Origin of the sequence: Jonesia quinghaiensis DSM 15701, from assembly GCF_000423205.1 — a bacterium.
Taxonomy (GTDB): Bacteria; Actinomycetota; Actinomycetes; order Actinomycetales; family Cellulomonadaceae; genus Jonesia; species Jonesia quinghaiensis.
The window spans coordinates 105,084-122,795 of the sequence record NZ_KE383990.1; the positions used below are offsets into that span (position 1 = coordinate 105,084).

Sequence of the window (17,712 nt, forward strand, 5' to 3'; positions counted from 1 at the left end):
CCGCGAAATATCGCGGGTTCTTCGCTTTTTCTGCACGGCACAGCGCGCTATCCTTAACATGCTTGTAACGTAGCGAAAAACCACAGAAACAAAAGCAACACATGTGTGAAACGCAAGCCTCAGGGCCGTAACAGCAACGACATACTGACTCAGTACTGTCGTGATGATTTCGCAAACTGTCTCCTGCGCGCGAGCCAAGAGGTAGAACTGGCATGTGAGGAACCGCATCATGACGACTGCATCAACACGAGGTGATCTCCCCTCGCCACGCTCCCTGTGGGACACCCCAACCCAGGGCCACGCACTATACGACCCGCGCGCCGAGCACGATGCTTGCGGCGTAGCGTTCGTTGCCACCCTCACCAAACAAGCTACCCATGAGATTGTTCAACAGGGACTGACCGCGTTGATCAACCTCGACCACCGGGGCGCTGTTGGTGCTGAGGTAGATACCGGTGATGGTGCAGGAATCCTCACGCAGATCCCGGATGAATTCTTCCAATCGATCATCGAAGGGCTCCCAGCCCACGGTGAGTATGCGGCTGGAACGGGTTTCCTCAGTGAAGATCCAGTACAACGCGCAGCGCAGATGAAGAATATTGCCTCGATCGCCAACGATGAAGAACTCCACATCATCTCGTGGCGTGATGTTCCTGTGGCCGCAGACATCGTAGGAAACATGGCTCGTGAGACGATGCCGTTCTTTGCACAAGTTTTTGTCGAATCCATTACTGGCAATGTCAGTGGACTAGAACTTGAACGCCGCGCCTACCGGTTGCGTAAGCGGTGTGAGCACGAACTGGGTGTTTTCTTCGCGTCGCTATCGAGCCGCACAATCACCTACAAAGGTATGCTCACTGTTGAGCAGCTTAAACCGTTCTTTCCAGATCTCAGCGACCCACTGTATGCGTCGCGGCTTGCGCTTGTTCACTCACGTTTCTCAACAAACACCTTCCCCTCATGGCCCCTTGCGCAGCCGTTCCGCCTTCTTGCACACAACGGTGAGATCAACACGGTACGAGGAAACCGGAACTGGATGGCCGCCCGTCAGGGCAAGCTTCGTTCTCCGCTGCTAGGCAATATGGCTGATCTGCTTCCAGTATGTACACCGGGCGCATCGGATTCAGCCTCATTCGACGAGGTTCTTGAACTCCTCCACCTTGGTGGACGGTCCTTGCCACATGCGGTAATGATGATGATCCCTGAAGCGTGGGAAAATCACGGCCACATGGATCCTGAACGCCGTGCGTTTTATGAGTACCACGCTAACCTCATTGAGCCATGGGACGGCCCAGCCTGTTTGAATTTCACCGATGGCACCCTCATTGGTGCCGTTCTTGACCGCAACGGCCTGCGCCCTGGTCGGTACTGGACAACTCGTGATGGTCTCGTGGTGATGGCATCCGAGGCGGGTGTTCTGGATATCGATGAATCACGTATCGAGAGCAAAGGACGCCTAGAACCAGGCCGTATGTTCTTGGTAGACACCGAAGAAGGCCGCATCATCTCCGATGATGAAGTGAAATCCCAGTTCGCGGCAAGCCACCCGTATGCGCAGTGGGTTGAAGAGAACTCCATTCGGTTGGCTGAACTGCCGCAGCGTGAACACGTGACACACTCCAGCGCATCGGTTGAACGCCGGCAACGAGCTTTCGGCTACACCCATGAGGAACTCAAAATCCTCTTAACGCCGATGTCTGAAAGTGGAGCCGAACCACTGGGGGCGATGGGCTCTGATACCCCCATTGCGGTTCTTTCTTCACGGCCGCGGCTGCTTTTCGACTATTTCACGCAGATGTTTGCCCAGGTCACGAACCCACCTCTTGACTCAATTCGTGAACAGTTGGTGACATCTATTGGCGGTGCTATTGGTCCAGAACCGAACCTTCTCGCTACCACACCAGACCACGCACGCAAGCTAGTCCTTGATTTCCCAGTGTTGTCTAATGACGAGCTGGCAAAAATCATTCACATTGATAAGGCCTCAGACAAACGGTCCACGTTCTCCTCAATGACGGTCCGTGGCCTGTACAAGGTCACCGAAGGTGGAGAGGGACTACGTAACCGTTTAGAAGAGATCTTCCGTGAGGTTGATGAAGCGGTCGCAGATGGCGTCAGTTTCATTGTGCTTTCGGACCGCAATAGCTACTCCGAGTACGCTCCGATCCCATCGCTGCTCTTGCTGTCCGCCGTCCATCAGCACTTGTTGCGTCAAGAGACACGAACTCAAGTGTCGTTGATCGTCGAAGCTGGGGATGTGCGCGAAGTTCACCATGTCGCACTGCTCATTGGCTATGGGGCAGCGGCTGTGAACCCTTATCTGGCCATGGAGACGGTGGAAGAGCTCTCCCGCAAGTCAATGATCGGCGTTGACGGCGAAACAGCAGTGAAGAACCTCATCAAGGCGCTAGGAAAAGGTGTCTTGAAAGTTATGTCAAAGATGGGGATCTCAACGCTTTCTTCCTACCGAGGTGCGCAAGTTTTCGAAGCGCTTGGGCTGGATCGTGAACTTGTTGACGAGTACTTCACGGGAACCACTTCGCGGCTTGGCGGGATCGGTCTAGACGTTATAGCCCAAGAGGTCAGCGAACGTCACCACGACGCATATCCACTTTCTGGGCAGATCCAACCTCACCGTTCACTGCGAGTCGGTGGGGAGTACCAATGGCGCCGCGACGGTGAAGAGCACCTCTTTGACCCGGAAACTGTGTTCCGTTTGCAACACGCAACCCGAGCTAAGCGATACGACGTCTTCCGTCAGTACACATCGAAGGTTGACGAACAAACAAAACGCCTCATGACACTCCGGGGGATGTTGGAGTTCGCTCCGCACCGCTCAGCGATTTCCATTGATGAGGTCGAACCAGTGAGTGAGATCGTCAAACGGTTCAACACAGGAGCGATGTCGTACGGGTCAATCTCAGAAGAAACCCACGAGACACTCGCAATTGCCATGAACCAACTTGGTGGGCGGTCAAACACTGGTGAGGGTGGTGAGCGGCCAGAGCGACTGTATGACCCTGCTCGTCGTTCACGAGTGAAGCAGATTGCGTCTGGACGCTTTGGTGTGACCTCGGAGTACTTGGTTAATGCTGATGACATCCAGATCAAGCTTGCACAAGGCGCGAAGCCAGGTGAAGGTGGGCAACTTCCGGGGAACAAGGTGTACCCATGGATTGCAGAAACACGGCACTCCACTCCTGGGGTAGGGCTTATTTCACCACCGCCTCACCACGACATTTACTCCATTGAAGACCTCGCCCAACTCATCCACGATGCGAAGAATGCAAACCCGAGGGCTCGTGTGCACGTCAAACTTGTCTCGGAGTTTGGTGTTGGAACAGTTGCGGCAGGTGTATCTAAAGCACACGCCGACGTCGTACTCATTTCAGGACACGACGGCGGAACCGGTGCAAGCCCACTCACCTCCCTGAAACACGCAGGGACACCGTGGGAAATCGGCCTGGCTGAAACACACCAGACCTTGGTATTGAATGACTTGCGTGACCGCATCACTGTGCAAGTAGATGGACAGCTGAAAACCGGGCGCGATGTTGTTATCGCTGCGCTCCTTGGAGCAGAAGAGTTTGGTTTCGCAACAGCTCCCATGGTGGTTTCCGGGTGCATCATGATGCGTGTTTGCCACCTCGATACCTGTCCAGTGGGTGTAGCGACACAAAACCCAGAGCTGCGATCACGGTTCACCGGTAAACCAGAGTTCGTGGTGAACTTCTTTGAGTTCATTGCTGAAGAGGTACGTGAATACCTTGCGCAGTTGGGATTCCGAAGCATTGACGAAGCCATCGGACACATCGAAGCGCTGCGGGTAAACGACGCTGTTGAGCACTGGAAAGCTGACGGTCTTGACCTTGGCCCAGTTCTTGCTCCCGCAATCCCGCGGACAGGGTCTGACATCAAGAAGCGTATTGACCAAGACCACAGCCTCGACAAGGCCTTGGACAATGCACTCATTGCTGAGGCAGCCCATGCGCTGGAAACCGGTGAACCGGTCACGATCACGTCCGAGATTCGTAACGTCAACCGAACTGTTGGAACAATGTTGGGCTATGAGGTGACACGCCGGTACCGTGGCGCGGGCCTTCCTGATGACACAATCTCGGTGAATTTCACGGGCACGGCTGGACAGTCCTTTGGTGCGTTCCTACCACGAGGAATTACCTTGAAGATCACTGGCGATGCCAATGACTATGTGGCTAAGGGCCTTTCTGGTGGAAAGATTATCGTCAGCCGCTCACCACAAGCACAGTTCGAAGCGGGCGCGAATGTTATCGCTGGAAATGTCATCGGTTATGGTGCAACATCCGGGACAGTTCTGTTGAACGGTGTTACCGGTGAACGCTTTGCCGTCAGAAACTCCGGGGCTACTTTTGTCGTTGAAGGTATCGGCGATCACGGTTTGGAGTACATGACTGGCGGAGAGGTTCTCGTCCTTGGACCAACAGGCCGAAACCTGGGTGCAGGAATGTCCGGGGGAGTGGCTTACGTTCTTGACCTTGACCCAAGCCGTCTGAACCCTGACTCCTATGCAGCAGGAGATATCAAGCTGTACGGATTGAGCGACGAAGACCAAGAACGTGTGACAGCGCTCCTTACACTGCACAACGAAGCAACACACTCACACATCGCCGCTGCATTGTTGGCGGACATCCCAGCAGCGTTGGCTCGATTCACCAAGGTCATCCCGGCCGAATACGAGCGTATGCGCGCTGCAATTGCTGTTGCTGAACAACAAGGACTCGACTTCTCCCAACCAGGAGTTTGGGACAACCTTTTGGAGGTGACCCGTGGCTGATCCACGTGGATTCTTGAGTGTCCGCAATCGTGAACTTCCCGGGTACCGCCCCGTCGAGTTACGACTGCTTGACTACAAAGACGTCATCGAGAAGCGCGAGCCGACGTCTCCATATTTGAAACAGCAGGCCTCACGATGCATGGATTGCGGAATTCCGTTTTGTAACCAAGGCTGCCCATTAGGAAACCTCATTCCTGACTGGAATGATCTGGTCCACCGTGGGCAGTGGTTTGAAGCGATTGAGCGACTACACGCAACCAACAACTTCCCAGAGTTCACGGGGCGAGTGTGCCCTGCGCCGTGTGAAGACAGTTGTGTCCTTGGTATTAGCCAACCCGCTGTCACGATCAAGAACATTGAAGTCTCGATCATTGATGAGGCTTTCACTCGTGGTTTTGTGCAACCCATCATCCCTGATCGCTTGTCCGGTCATACGGTCGCTGTCATTGGGTCAGGGCCGGCAGGTTTAGCTGCTGCACAGCAGTTAACTCGGGCTGGTCACACGGTTGTTGTGTTTGAGCGAGATGATGCTATCGGTGGTCTTCTACGGTATGGAATCCCTGATTTCAAGTTAGAGAAATTCCACATCGAACGCCGTCTGGACCAAATGCGTGCTGAAGGTACACGGTTCCGCACCGGAGTCGAGGTGGGGGTGGACCTGACATGGCAAGAACTTCATGAAACGTTCGATGCAGTAGTGGTGGCCACTGGTGCAACACGCCCACGTGATCTTCCTATCCCCGGTCGTGAGCTTAATGGCATTCACTACGCCATGGATTACTTGGTCCCCTCAAACCGTGTTGTTGCGGGCCTAGAAGGCCAAACAGCACAGTTCGATGCGCGTGGTAAGCATGTCATTGTTATTGGTGGTGGAGACACTGGTTCTGACTGCATCGGGACTGCGCTTCGCCAGCAGGCAGCGAGTGTCACGAACCTTGCCATTGGTAAAGAGCCACCGAAGACACGCCCGGAAAACGAACCGTGGCCGACAACTCCACGTCTTTTCGAGGTGTCGAGTTCTCACGAAGAAGGTGGAACCCGCGAGTTCCTTGCCTCAACAGTTGAATTTGTTGGCAACGAAGAGGGCCATGTGACTGCCTTGCGCGTTGCGACAACTGAGTACCTGCCAGATGGTCGACGTGTGCCAACCGCAGGCACAGAGCGAGACCTCCCAGCTGATCTCGTATTAATCGCAATGGGCTTCACTGGCCCTGAGACTGACACCTTTGTTCCCCAAGCCGATCTTGACCTTGATGGCCGGGGAAGGCTTGTCCGTGACGACGATTACACGTCATCACGACGGGGCATCTTTGTTGCTGGGGATGCAGGGCGAGGCCAATCACTCATCGTGTGGGCGATAGCAGAAGGCCGAGCAGCTGCGGCTAGCGTTGATGAATACCTTCAAGGAAAAACTGAGCTCCCACGGCCAGTATCAGCATCTACCACAGCGTTGCTTCCCTGAAGTCCCACGCAAGTCCCGGACAGGCATGACTACAATAGACTGACACGGGAAGATAATTTTGTCCCCCACAGCTGAGATTTACACACAATAGGCTGGAGCTATGCGCAAAGCAAAGATCGTTTGCACCATCGGACCCGCAACTTCCTCACCTGAGAACATGCTGAAGCTTGTTAATGCAGGTATGGACGTTGCACGCATCAACCGGAGCCACGGTGGCTTCGAAGAGCACGAGGCGGTGTACCGCAACATTCGTGCCGCAGCCGAGGAAGCCGGTCGCAACGTCGCCGTCCTCGTGGACCTTCAGGGTCCGAAGATTCGTCTCGGAAAATTCGAAGAAGACCGCAAGTACCACCTCGCAGTTGGTGACATCTTCACTATCACCACCGACGACATTCTCGGTAACCAGGAGATTTGCTCCACCACTCACAAGGGACTTCCTCAGGATGCCCGCGTTGGTGACCCCATTCTCATCGATGACGGCAAGGTAACCGTTCGCGTTGTTGAGGTTGACGGCAACAAGGTTGTCACCAAGTGTGAAGTACCTGGTCCTGTCTCAAACAACAAGGGCCTGAACCTTCCTGGTGTTGCTGTGTCAGTTCCAGCAATGTCAGACAAGGACGAAGAAGATCTGCGTTGGGCGATTCGCCTAGGTGCTGACATCATTGCTCTGTCCTTCGTTCGTACCGCTCGTGACTATGACGACGTACGCGCCGTCATGGAAGAAGAAGGCCGTATCCTTCCAGTAGTTGCGAAGGTCGAAAAGCCACAGGCCGTAGACAACCTCGCTGAGATCGTTGACGCTTTCGACGCGATCATGGTTGCTCGTGGTGACCTTGGTGTTGAACTTCCTCTTGAGCAGGTTCCTCTTGTTCAGAAGCGTGCTGTCGAGCTTGCTCGTCGTGCAGCGAAGCCAGTCATCGTGGCAACTCAGGTCCTTGAGTCCATGATCACTTCACCTCGCCCAACCCGCGCTGAAGCATCAGACTGTGCAAACGCTATCCTCGATGGTGCAGATGCAGTCATGCTCTCCGGTGAGACCTCAGTGGGTGACTTCCCCATTGAAGCTGTCGAAACCATGGCGAAGATCATTGAAGTTACCGAGGAAATGGGCCGTGAGCGTATTGCTCCATTGGGCTCAACTCCTCACACACGTGGTGGAGCGATCACACGCGCAGCCGCTGAAATCGGCGAAACGCTTGGTGTGAAGTACATCGTTACCTTCACCCAGTCAGGTGACTCAGCACGTCGCTTTGCACGCCTGCGTTCCCCATTGCAGCACCTTGCTTTCACTCCACGTTCTGACGTGCGTTCCGTTCTTGCGCTGTCATGGGGTGTTACATCTCAGTTGGTTGAGCACGTAGATTCAACTGACGCAATGGTTCGCCAGGTAGATGCAAAGCTGCAAGAAAGCGGCACCGCTGAAATCGGCGACCTCGTTGTTGTAGTCTCCGGTGCACCTGTTGGTGTTTCGGGAACAACAAACTCGATTCTCGTCCACCGCATTGGTGACGACATCTAAGAGCCTTTTCAAGGCTCTTTCAGCCGCTGGTAACTCCTCTTGAGGAGTTACCAGCGGCTTTTTCATGATCGAAATTAGCCCAGGTCGCAAACAAGACATGCGTAACAAATCAGGTTAAAACGGACAATGGGTACCTTACAATATAAAACAACAGTGACGATGTGGGGGTGAAAAATGTGTGGCATGTCCGTTAGATTACAATTTAAGTGAGATATTAAACGCCGATGGTACGAAAATTTTTTAGGCTCTTCGTTGAGCAGGTATTTTTGGTACCGATTCGGCTGCTATTCGCGCTGCGTGAGGGCCCCGACGTCCTTGGAGGGGTTGTAGCCTCGAGGCTCCTGAATTGGGGGAGGGCTGTGGTAAACGCAAAAGAATCGCCTACCGTAAAAACGGTAGGCGATTCTTTTCTCTCTGTGCCCCGGGTGGGATTCGAACCCACACTGGATCGGGTTTGAGCCGAACGCCTCTGCCGGTTGGGCTACCGGGGCAACTGCAATATAGATGGAAACATCGTGTTCAGGAGATGTTCCGTCAGGTCACAACTGTACACGGTTGGCGCTGTTGATTGAAATCGGGTGTCGCCTCTCGGGCGTGACCTTGATTGCATTCTCCAGTCAACACTCCAGCAATCAACCATTACTGCCCACGATGAGATTAAGATGTATGCGTGACCAAGAAAGACGACGAACTCAGCGCTAGTGCGGCAGACGCGGCAGACAACATCATCAGCTTTGATGACATTACCCCTGGAAGCCAGGACCAAGAAGAGGTGTCGGTACGTGGGCCTCAGCGGCGCGCCGTCGTTGCTGAAGATGAAGCCCTCATCCGGATGGATGTTGTCGAAACACTGACAGAGGCTGGATATGAGGTGGTTGGCGAGGCTGGTGACGGTGAGACCGCTGTTCGGCTTGCCCTTGAACTAAAGCCTGATGTCGTGGTCATGGATGTCAAGATGCCAGAACTTGATGGCATTTCCGCAGCTGAGCGTATTGGCAAAGCACATGTTGCTCCCGTGGTTCTTCTGACTGCTTTTTCTCAGACAGAACTCGTTGAGCGAGCGCGTGATGCAGGCGCAATGGCCTATGTGGTCAAGCCTTTTAGCCCTGCTGACCTTCTCCCTGCTGTTGAGATCGCGATCTCCCGGTTTAAGCAGATCACAGCTCTCGAGTCTGAGATCGCTGACTTGTCAGAGCGTTTCGAAACGCGCAAACGTGTGGATCGAGCAAAAGGGCTTCTCATGTCAAAGATGGGCTTGAGTGAACCTGACTCTTTCCGCTGGATCCAGAAGACATCAATGGACCGTCGTTTGACGATGCGTGAAGTCGCAGATGCAGTGATCGAACAGGTCGGCGACAAGTAACAAGCAGTGATGCCTTGCTACCTCTTAATGGAGAGGTAGCAAGGCATCATGCTTTTCAAGGTCTTCACTTTTTTAACTGCCCACGCTCTTGCGTCATGCATCAGAAGGTAGTTGGATGATCCTCAGGATCACAAATCGATAACAGAAGCAATGTTCGTCGTGCCAGCGCTGTCACGTACCGCCACTGAGTCAGCCGCCGTGCGCTTCACCGCCGAAGGGAGGGAGTAGAACGTGATACCAGGAGTTACCGTCAGTGAACTGCAACCGCACGACCTCTCCTCGCTAGCTTCCCTGTGTCTCACTGCACGGGGAGAAGCGGCACTAGGGGCTCAAGTCTGTGTTGGAGACCATGACGCTCTGCGTCAACAACTCGCGACATATGCTGAACTTGAGGGCACACACGTTCTCGTTGCGCACCACGAGGATTCTCTCGTCGGCTTCGCGCTACTGCGTAACGTACTTCCCGGGGTGTTTCTTACAACACCCATGCTCTACCTCGAAGTGATGTACGTTGCTGAAGGGGCGCGGCGGCGCGGTATTGGTCACGCACTCATGAGTGCGGTGACGGACGTCGCCGTCACCGCCAATGCGCAGGAAATATACGCGCTACCACTTCCCGGTTCCCGTGGGATGCAAAGATTCTATTCCCGCTTGGGTTTTGCCCCTGCTGCGTCCCACCGGGTGGTTACCACTCAGGCACTTTTGCGTCACTTAGCTGCAGAGACCAAGCGAACCAGGCGCGGGACTACACCGCTGGAAGACATCATCGCTCGTAGACGCCGCGCCCGGATCGAAACGAATTCTGGTCCGTTAGATATGCGGGCCTTTCAAGCCGCGTATGCACAAGAGAATCCGCCGTCAATCCCACCCAACGGTGAGTCATCTGTCGAGAAGCATGCACGTTAAACGTGCTGTGCTGATTCTTCTGTCCTCTTGAGAGATGATGATCTCGTAGGTTGCCGTTGAACGGCCACGGTGCACGGCCTGTGCCAAGCCGGTAACAATTCCGTCGCGTGCAGAGCGGTGGTGGGTGATGTTGAGTTCTAGCCCAACGGCTGTTCTGCCGGGGCCTGCGTGCATCCCCGCCGCAAAAGATCCCAGTGTTTCGGCGAGTACCGCGCTTGCCCCGCCGTGAAGTAATCCGTAGGGCTGAGTGTTGCCAGCCACAGGCATCGTACCTGTCGCAGATTCTTGATCGACATGGGTAAGTGTGATGCCCATGCGCCCCAGAAGTGAGTTGTTGATCTGGTCGGCTGTCACCATTGGTGTGTGCTTGTCATCCATACCGTATAGATTGGCAGGTGTGAACGACATTGTGCGACCCAGACTCTTGATCATCGACGGACACTCCATGGCATACCGAGCATTTTTCGCTCTGCCAGCGGACAAATTCATTACTACAAGTGGTGCCTATACCAATGCTGTGCATGGCTTCATTTCGATGTTGGCCACGCTCATCACGAACGAGAAACCCACGCACGTCGGAGTGGCATTTGATGCTGGGTCTCACACCTTCCGAACTGATGTTTTCCCTGAATATAAAGGCACGCGAGACGCCACGCCAGAACCTTTCAAGGGGCAAGTCTCGCTCATTAAAGAAGTGCTGACAGCGATGAACATTCGGTTCCTCGAGAAGGACATGTTCGAGGCTGATGACATTCTCGCTACATGGTCTACCGATGCGCGAAGCCAAGGCATGGAGGTGCTGCTGTGCTCTGGGGACCGCGATTCGCTACAACTTGTCAATGAAGACGTCACAGTGTTGTACCCCGTCAAAGGCGTATCGGAACTTAAGCGGTACACACCGGATGCAGTGGAAGAAAAATATGGTGTGCGCCCTGAGCAGTACCCAGATCTTGCTGCGCTTGTTGGCGAAACCTCTGACAACATCCCGGGTGTCCCTGGTGTGGGACCGAAAACAGCTGCGAAGTGGATCAACCAATTTGGCAGCCTCGCTCAGATCCTTGATGGCGCAGAGGGGATTAAGGGCAAAGTGGGGGAGTCTCTGAGGGCGCATGTTGAGCAAGTTCGGAAAAACCGTGACATCAACCGACTGCTCACAGACGTTGAATTAGACATCATGCCCAAGGAACTGGCTGCCCAACCATGGGACAGGGCTGCGATGCACGAGATTTTCGATGTGCTGGAGTTTCGGACGCTAAGAGAACGACTGTTTGCGCTGATGCCATCGGGGGAAACGCAAGCCCCTGACCACCACAGTCAGGCAGATGTTGACGTCCTCACCTCCGTTACCGAAGGGCTCCACGAGTGGCTGAGCAAAAACACTGAGCCGATCGGGCTTGAAGTGCAAGGTAAAGGATTGCCTGCACAAGGCTCTGCCTGGAGCATCGCGCTGTCAGCCACGGCTTCGCAAGCCGTGGTGCTACGTCTCGATGAACTCAGCGATGAAGACACAGTTGCGCTCCGTGACTGGCTGCAGGACGCTTCGCGGCCAAAAATCGTTCACGGTTTCAAACACACGTGGCACTCACTCGTCCCTTTTTCCGCTGGTGTGCATGGCGTAGTTTTCGACACAGAGCTGGCTGCGTATCTTGCATTCCCTGACCAACGCTCGTACGCGTTGGAAGATCTTGCAATCCGTTATGCAAACCGCGATGTCAACCCAAGTCCTGTACAGGAACAAGGGTCGTTGGACCTTGGGCTCGATCTTGATGATGCGGCTAGAGGTCTGGGGTACCGGGCCTCCGTGCTGTCTGATGTTGCGCACAAGCTCCGTGAAGAGCTCACCTCACGCCAAGTGCTTGAGCTCTACACCACGATGGAACTTCCTCTCGCTCGAGTCCTTGTGGACATGGAGAGCGCTGGCGTCGCTATGGATCATGAGCACCTCCGTTCGTTGGACAGCTTTTTCGCTGAGCAAGGCGAAGGATCAAAAGCTGGTGCGTATGAGGCCATCGGACGCGAGGTGAACCTTGGTTCACCTAAACAACTTCAAGAGGTTCTCTTTGAGCAGTTAGAGATGCCCAAGACGAAGAAGATTAAGACGGGTTACACAACTGACGCATCAGCGTTGGCTGATCTCTACGCAAAAACGGAGCACCCGTTTCTCAGGCATTTGTTGGACTACCGTGATTCCACGAAGTTACGGCAAACGGTAGAAGGCCTCCTGAAGGCTATTACTGATGATGGACGTATCCACACCACATTCCAGCAAACAGTGGCTGCTACGGGGCGGTTGAGTTCTGTTGATCCCAATTTGCAGAACATCCCTATCCGCACAGAAACCGGTCGTCGAATCAGGCAGGCGTTTGTGGTGGGCGACGGTTACGAGACGCTACTCACCGCTGACTACTCGCAGATCGAGATGCGAATCATGGCTCACTTGTCCCACGATGAGGGCCTCATTACTGCTTTCCAAGCCGGTGAAGACCTCCACAACTTTGTTGGAGCCAGAGTCTTTGGCGTCTCAATCGATGAGGTGACTCCGGCAATGCGCTCCAAGGTTAAAGCCATGAGTTACGGGTTGGCTTACGGACTATCCGCATTCGGCCTTTCGAAACAACTAAAAATCTCTGTCGGTGAAGCGTCAGAACTCATGGATGAATATTTCCAACGTTTTGGGGGAGTGCGAAAGTATCTCACCGGAGTTGTCGAGCAAGCGCGCCTCGATGGTTACACACAAACCATCATGGGACGCAGGCGGTACTTGCCGGACCTCACAAGCGACAACCGTCAGCGCAGGGAGATCGCAGAAAGAGTCGCCTTGAACGCTCCGATTCAGGGCAGCGCTGCGGACATCATCAAACAAGCCATGCTTGGCGTTGATCGGGCACTGCGTGAGCAGGGATTGTCATCCCGTCTTCTGCTACAAATTCACGACGAACTCATTGTCGAAGTTGCACCGGGGGAGCGGGACGCTGCGGAAGAGATTTTACGGACACACATGTCGGGGGCTATGACCCTTGATGTTCCCCTGAGTGTTTCAGTTGGTGCAGGTGCTAACTGGCATGAGGCGGGCCACTAGTTTGTGTGTGCGGGGGCCAGATTATGCGGTCTTGGCGCTCACTATGAGCGTGCCAGGCAGATATGCCCCGCGTTCTGGCCCCCACCCTCCCCACACAGCTGAGTTTTCTTCTTGCCAAGCGGGCTCGATCAGGGCTGTGAGAGAAAAGCCTGCGGTGACAACGTCGTTGACATAGTCGCCGATAGTGCGGTGGTACTCGGCGTACTCCACGTCACCGTTGTCAGCGAACTCCACGTACGGGGCTCGGTCAAAGTATGGGCGAACAATCGTCATACCCTGGTGGGTCGGGTCGTCTGGAAACATCCAACGTGATGGGTGAGTCACGGAAAAAGTCCACTGTCCGCCTGGCCGCAAGACTCGCGCGACTTCTTGGTGGATGCGTTGCGCGTCGGGGACAAACTGCAACGCTCCGAAACTTGTGAAGACGATATCGAAACTGTCAGAAGCAAACGGTAAAGCCCGTGCATCAGCGGCCAGTGGCATCACCGATTTTTCAGCATGGCTGAGCATGCCAGGTGAAATATCTGTTGCACAGGTCAACGCGCCATGTTGTTGTAACCATGAGCTGCACTGTGCTCCTCCGGCACCAATCTCTAAAACTCTTTTTCCTCGCAACGTTTCTGGCTGACCGAGAAGTTGAGCTGTCTCCTCTGTCAGGCCCTCTGGCCCCCACACGAACCCTAAGCCACGAAGAAAAACATCGTGTTCGTCGTGATACTCATTCGCATTGGCGTCCCACCAACTTTTTGCTGCGTGTGTTGCTTGGTCGTCCTTGATCGTGGTGTAGCCAAAGTGCAGTTCATCAGAGTTGTCGTTGCTCATAGGGGTATCGTACGGGGCGCTGGAGGGGGAGCTGCGAATACGGTGTTGAGTTGGGGTTTTGTTCACCGTGGCGGGGGACCAAAGTTTCACCTAAACGGCGGGTGAGGCAGGTAAGGTGGTGATAGTTACAGAGACACGCCATCCGGCCCGCACCGTGGGATGGGTGATCTCATCTATTCACCTTTGTGTCATGACAGGGAGTATCTATGCGTATCGGTCTGCTCACTGGCGGAGGCGACTGCCCCGGCCTGAACGCTGCCATCCGTGCGGTTGTTAAGCAGGCGCTCGGCGAGTACGGGCACCAAGTCATCGGGTTCCGTAATGGTTGGAAGGGTGTCGTTGATGGCGACGTCATCCAGCTTGATCGATCGAACATCCGCAATATCCTTCCTCAGGGCGGGACTATGCTGGGTACCGCGCGGTTCCACCCTCACTCAGCAGGGGCGATGGAACAGGTAATGGCCACGTTCGAAGCTGAGCGTATCGACGCTGTCATCTGCATTGGGGGCGATGGAACACTTAATGCGGCAAGTAAGGTGGCAGACGAGGGCATCAATGTCATCGCGATCCCAAAAACCATTGATAACGATGTGTGGGGCACTGATTTATCAATTGGTTACCACACGGCAGTAAACATTGCGACGGAAGCGATCGACCGTATTCACACCACGGCAGAGTCCCACAACCGTGTCATGGTCGTTGAGGTCATGGGGCGTCACGCAGGATGGATTTCTGTGGCCGCTGGAATTGCTGGTGGAGCGGAAATTGTCCTTGCCCCAGAAGAGCCTTTCGACATCGATCGGATCGTGAAGTTTTTGCGGCACCGTCACCGTGCCCACGCAAACTTCTCCATTGTCGTTGTCGCTGAGGGTGCGAGCCCTGCTAAGGGATCTGCCATGGACTACGAGGTTCAACTTGGCCAATTCGGAGAGATCATCGCCGGAGCTGTGGGGGAGCGAGTGGCGCATGAGATTTCAGAACGAACAGGCTTTGATACACGGCTAACAGTTCTTGGTCACGTACAACGCGGCGGTACTCCAACTCCAACGGACCGTATTCTTGGTTCACGTTTTGGTGTAGCTGCTGTAGACGCTGTGACAGCTGGAAAAACTAATGTCATGACTGCTTTGCAGAATGAGGAAATTGTTCTTGTTCCACTTGCAGATATCGCTGGGAAAGTGAAGCCTGTTCCTGATGATCTGCTTCGCGTTGCCCGAGTGCTCGCCTAACATGGTCCTCGGGAAGTTCTGCGCTTGACGTGGTGCGACTCACAGGATTCTTGAGGCGAAAAGTAACCTGACTGTTTGACCGGTTTACCCACGGCAGGTAGGCTTAAACGCGGTGTTTTAGATTATTCTTGCGGGTTTTTACGCGAAGATCTTGTGCGACAGTCCAGATGGCTGGACGTGCTGAAAGAACACTAGTTTTTCCCTATTCGACCTACTTCCTGTCCGCATCGGAGCTTCAGACTCAATGACCATCTCTACCCCACAGGTTGCCGTCAACGACATTGGTACCGAGGAAGACTTCCTCGCCGCAGTTGACGCCACCATCAAGTACTTCAACGACGGCGACATCGTTGAGGGCACCATCGTTAAGGTTGACCGCGACGAGGTTCTCCTTGACATCGGTTACAAGACCGAAGGTGTTATCCCTTCCCGTGAGCTTTCTATCAAGCACGATGTTGACCCTGGTGAGGTTGTCAACGTTGGTGACTCGGTAGAAGCGCTTGTCCTCCAGAAGGAAGACAAAGAGGGTCGTCTGATCCTCTCCAAGAAGCGCGCACAGTACGAGCGCGCCTGGGGCACAATCGAGAAGATCAAGGAAGAAGACGGCGTCGTTACTGGAACCGTCATCGAGGTCGTCAAGGGTGGACTCATCCTCGACATCGGACTTCGCGGCTTCCTCCCTGCGTCACTTGTTGAGATGCGTCGTGTGCGTGACCTCCAGCCTTACGTGGGCAAGGAGATCGAAGCTAAGATCATCGAGCTCGACAAGAACCGCAACAACGTGGTTCTGTCCCGCCGTGCTTGGCTTGAGCAGACACAGTCTGAGGTTCGTTCAACCTTCCTGCAGACCCTGCAGAAGGGCCAAGTGCGCCCCGGTGTTGTGTCGTCCATCGTAAACTTCGGTGCATTCGTTGACCTTGGTGGAGTAGACGGCCTCGTGCACGTCTCCGAACTTTCTTGGAAGCACATTGACCACCCCAGCGAGGTTGTTGAGGTTGGTCAGGAAGTTACCGTTGAGGTTCTCGACGTTGACTTCGACCGTGAGCGTGTCTCGCTGTCGTTGAAGGCCACCCAGGAAGACCCATGGCAGACCTTCGCACGCACCCACGCCATTGGTCAGGTCGTGCCAGGTAAGGTCACCAAGCTTGTTCCATTCGGTGCGTTTGTGCGCGTCGAAGACGGCATCGAGGGCCTTGTACACATCTCCGAGTTGGCTGTTCGCCACGTTGACCTCCCTGAGCAGGTTGTCAACGTTGGAGATGACGCCTTCGTTAAGGTCATCGACATCGACCTTGAGCGTCGCCGTATCTCACTGTCACTCAAGCAGGCAAACGAGGGTGTCGACCCAGAGTCTGAAGAGTTCGACCCAGCGCTCTACGGTATGGCTGCCGAGTACGACGAGCAGGGCAACTACAAGTACCCTGAAGGCTTCGACCCAACCACTGAAGAGTGGCTGCCAGGCTACGAGGCTCAGCGCGAATCATGGGAAGCAGAGTACGCATCTGCTCACACTCGCTGGGAAGCTCACCGCAAGCAGGTTGCAGCTGCCATCAAGGCAGACGCAGAAGCAGCTGCTTCAGCTAGCGAAGAGCCAGGAGAGGACGCTCAGGCTTCCTACTCCTCCAACGCACCCGTTGAGGAATCTGGCGAAGGCACCCTTGCTTCCGACGAAGCCCTCGCAGCACTGCGTGAGAAGCTCACTGGTAACTGATGCGACCTGACCTAACGGTCATCGCATAAGCAGTGACGTGTGGCCCCCATCCTTTGTGGATGGGGGCCACACGTGTTTATCGGATAATGATCGAGGATGAAAGCAACAGAGATCGCAGTTCAGCAGTGCGTTTCGTACTGTGTTGCACATAAGGAAGTTGGTTGACACATGACAATTCTTCTCACCGCATTTGAACCCTTTGGCGGGGACCCACGAAACCCATCACAAGACATAGGCAGCGCAGTAGTTCGTGCGCTGCGTGACGGAGGACAAGAGGTCATTTACGAGGTGCTTCCATGCGCCTTTCAACCTGCTGAAGCATCGTTGCGGAAACTTATTGACACCCACACACCTCAACTAGTGGTATCCCTTGGTGTTGCAGCTGGGCGCAAGGAACTCACAGTTGAACGGGTGGCAGTCAACCTCATAGATGCGCGGATACCTGACAACGACGGCGCCCAGCCTATTGACGAACCAGTTGTGCTTGGAGCACCAGCAGCATACATTTCCCGCTACCCTGTTAAACGTGCAGTGCAGGCTGCGCAGGAAAACGGTACTGCCTGTCAGGTCTCCTATTCAGCAGGTACCTATGTGTGCAACCAGGTCATGTACGTCGCTGCTCACGCTACGGCCGGAACTGACACGCGAACAACATTCGTACACGTGCCTATGCCCACTGAAAGCGAGTGGGACACTGATTGTCAGAAGTGGGCCCGTGGCGTCATTGAAATAGTTCGCGTTGGGTTGGACGCGGCGCCCGACCTCAAGATATCTGCTGGGCGAGAGTACTAGTGAGGAAGTCTTGCGC

11 protein-coding genes and 1 tRNA gene are annotated in these 17,712 nt (G+C 54.6%); 9 read left to right on the forward strand and 3 right to left on the reverse strand.

What is annotated here, in order from left to right; all coding sequences use genetic code 11:
* The first annotated feature begins 229 nt into the window (after window positions 1-229).
* From gltB to pyk, 3 genes are all read left to right on the forward strand, one after another.
* Window positions 230-4,813: a glutamate synthase large subunit gene (gltB, locus tag G538_RS0112950; RefSeq protein ID WP_084618426.1), complete on the forward strand. Its 4,584-nt coding sequence runs from the start codon at window positions 230-232 to the stop codon at window positions 4,811-4,813.
* On the forward strand, window positions 4,806-6,275 hold the full coding sequence (locus G538_RS0112955) for a glutamate synthase subunit beta (RefSeq protein ID WP_029069630.1): 1,470 nt from the start codon (window positions 4,806-4,808) through the stop codon (window positions 6,273-6,275). The genes gltB and G538_RS0112955 overlap by 8 nt, the downstream gene beginning before the upstream one ends.
* Before the next feature lie 100 nt (window positions 6,276-6,375).
* Window positions 6,376-7,794 (forward strand): pyruvate kinase, encoded by a 1,419-nt coding sequence (pyk, locus tag G538_RS0112960; protein ID WP_029069631.1) that lies wholly within the window; start codon window positions 6,376-6,378, stop codon window positions 7,792-7,794.
* 417 nt (window positions 7,795-8,211) lie between these two features.
* Here the strand turns inward: pyk and G538_RS0112965 are convergent.
* Window positions 8,212-8,285: transfer RNA gene (locus G538_RS0112965), tRNA-Leu, on the reverse strand.
* A 251-nt stretch (window positions 8,286-8,536) separates the two neighbouring features.
* Between G538_RS0112965 and G538_RS0112970 the strand changes: the two genes are divergently transcribed.
* Together G538_RS0112970 and G538_RS16890 are read left to right on the forward strand one after the other, a co-directional pair.
* The gene (locus G538_RS0112970) at window positions 8,537-9,157 is read left to right on the forward strand and encodes an ANTAR domain-containing response regulator (protein WP_245566873.1); all 621 of its coding nucleotides are present in this window, start codon (window positions 8,537-8,539) and stop codon (window positions 9,155-9,157) included.
* A 231-nt stretch (window positions 9,158-9,388) separates the two neighbouring features.
* Complete coding sequence (locus tag G538_RS16890) at window positions 9,389-10,063, forward strand: GNAT family N-acetyltransferase (RefSeq protein ID WP_051197192.1); 675 nt, start codon at window positions 9,389-9,391, stop codon at window positions 10,061-10,063.
* Here G538_RS16890 and G538_RS0112980 read toward each other — a convergent pair.
* Complete coding sequence (locus G538_RS0112980) at window positions 10,037-10,441, reverse strand: PaaI family thioesterase (RefSeq protein ID WP_051197286.1); 405 nt, start codon at window positions 10,439-10,441, stop codon at window positions 10,037-10,039. The genes G538_RS16890 and G538_RS0112980 overlap by 27 nt on opposite strands.
* 67 nt (window positions 10,442-10,508) lie before the next feature.
* Between G538_RS0112980 and polA the strand changes: the two genes are divergently transcribed.
* Entirely contained in the window at window positions 10,509-13,142 is a 2,634-nt protein-coding gene (gene polA, locus G538_RS0112985) for a DNA polymerase I (protein ID WP_051197194.1), read from the forward strand.
* A gap of 21 nt (window positions 13,143-13,163) precedes the next feature.
* Here polA and G538_RS0112990 read toward each other — a convergent pair whose 3' ends face one another.
* Window positions 13,164-13,964 (reverse strand): class I SAM-dependent methyltransferase, encoded by an 801-nt coding sequence (locus G538_RS0112990; RefSeq protein ID WP_029069635.1) that lies wholly within the window; start codon window positions 13,962-13,964, stop codon window positions 13,164-13,166.
* 206 nt (window positions 13,965-14,170) lie between these two features.
* Here G538_RS0112990 and G538_RS0112995 point away from each other — a divergent pair, with 206 nt between their 5' ends.
* The 3 genes from G538_RS0112995 to G538_RS16895 all read left to right on the forward strand — a co-directional run bounded on the left by G538_RS0112995 (window position 14,171) and on the right by G538_RS16895 (window position 17,696).
* Window positions 14,171-15,193 carry a 6-phosphofructokinase gene (locus tag G538_RS0112995; RefSeq protein WP_029069636.1) on the forward strand — a complete coding sequence of 341 codons (1,023 nt, stop codon included), beginning with the start codon at window positions 14,171-14,173 and terminating at the stop codon, window positions 15,191-15,193.
* Window positions 15,194-15,437: 244 nt separating this feature from the next.
* Window positions 15,438-16,904, forward strand: coding sequence for a 30S ribosomal protein S1 (rpsA, locus tag G538_RS0113000; protein ID WP_029069637.1), 1,467 nt, complete (start codon window positions 15,438-15,440; stop codon window positions 16,902-16,904).
* A 168-nt stretch (window positions 16,905-17,072) separates the two neighbouring features.
* Window positions 17,073-17,696: a pyroglutamyl-peptidase I gene (locus G538_RS16895; RefSeq protein WP_051197196.1), complete on the forward strand. Its 624-nt coding sequence runs from the start codon at window positions 17,073-17,075 to the stop codon at window positions 17,694-17,696.
* The last annotated feature ends 16 nt before the right edge of the window (window positions 17,697-17,712 follow it).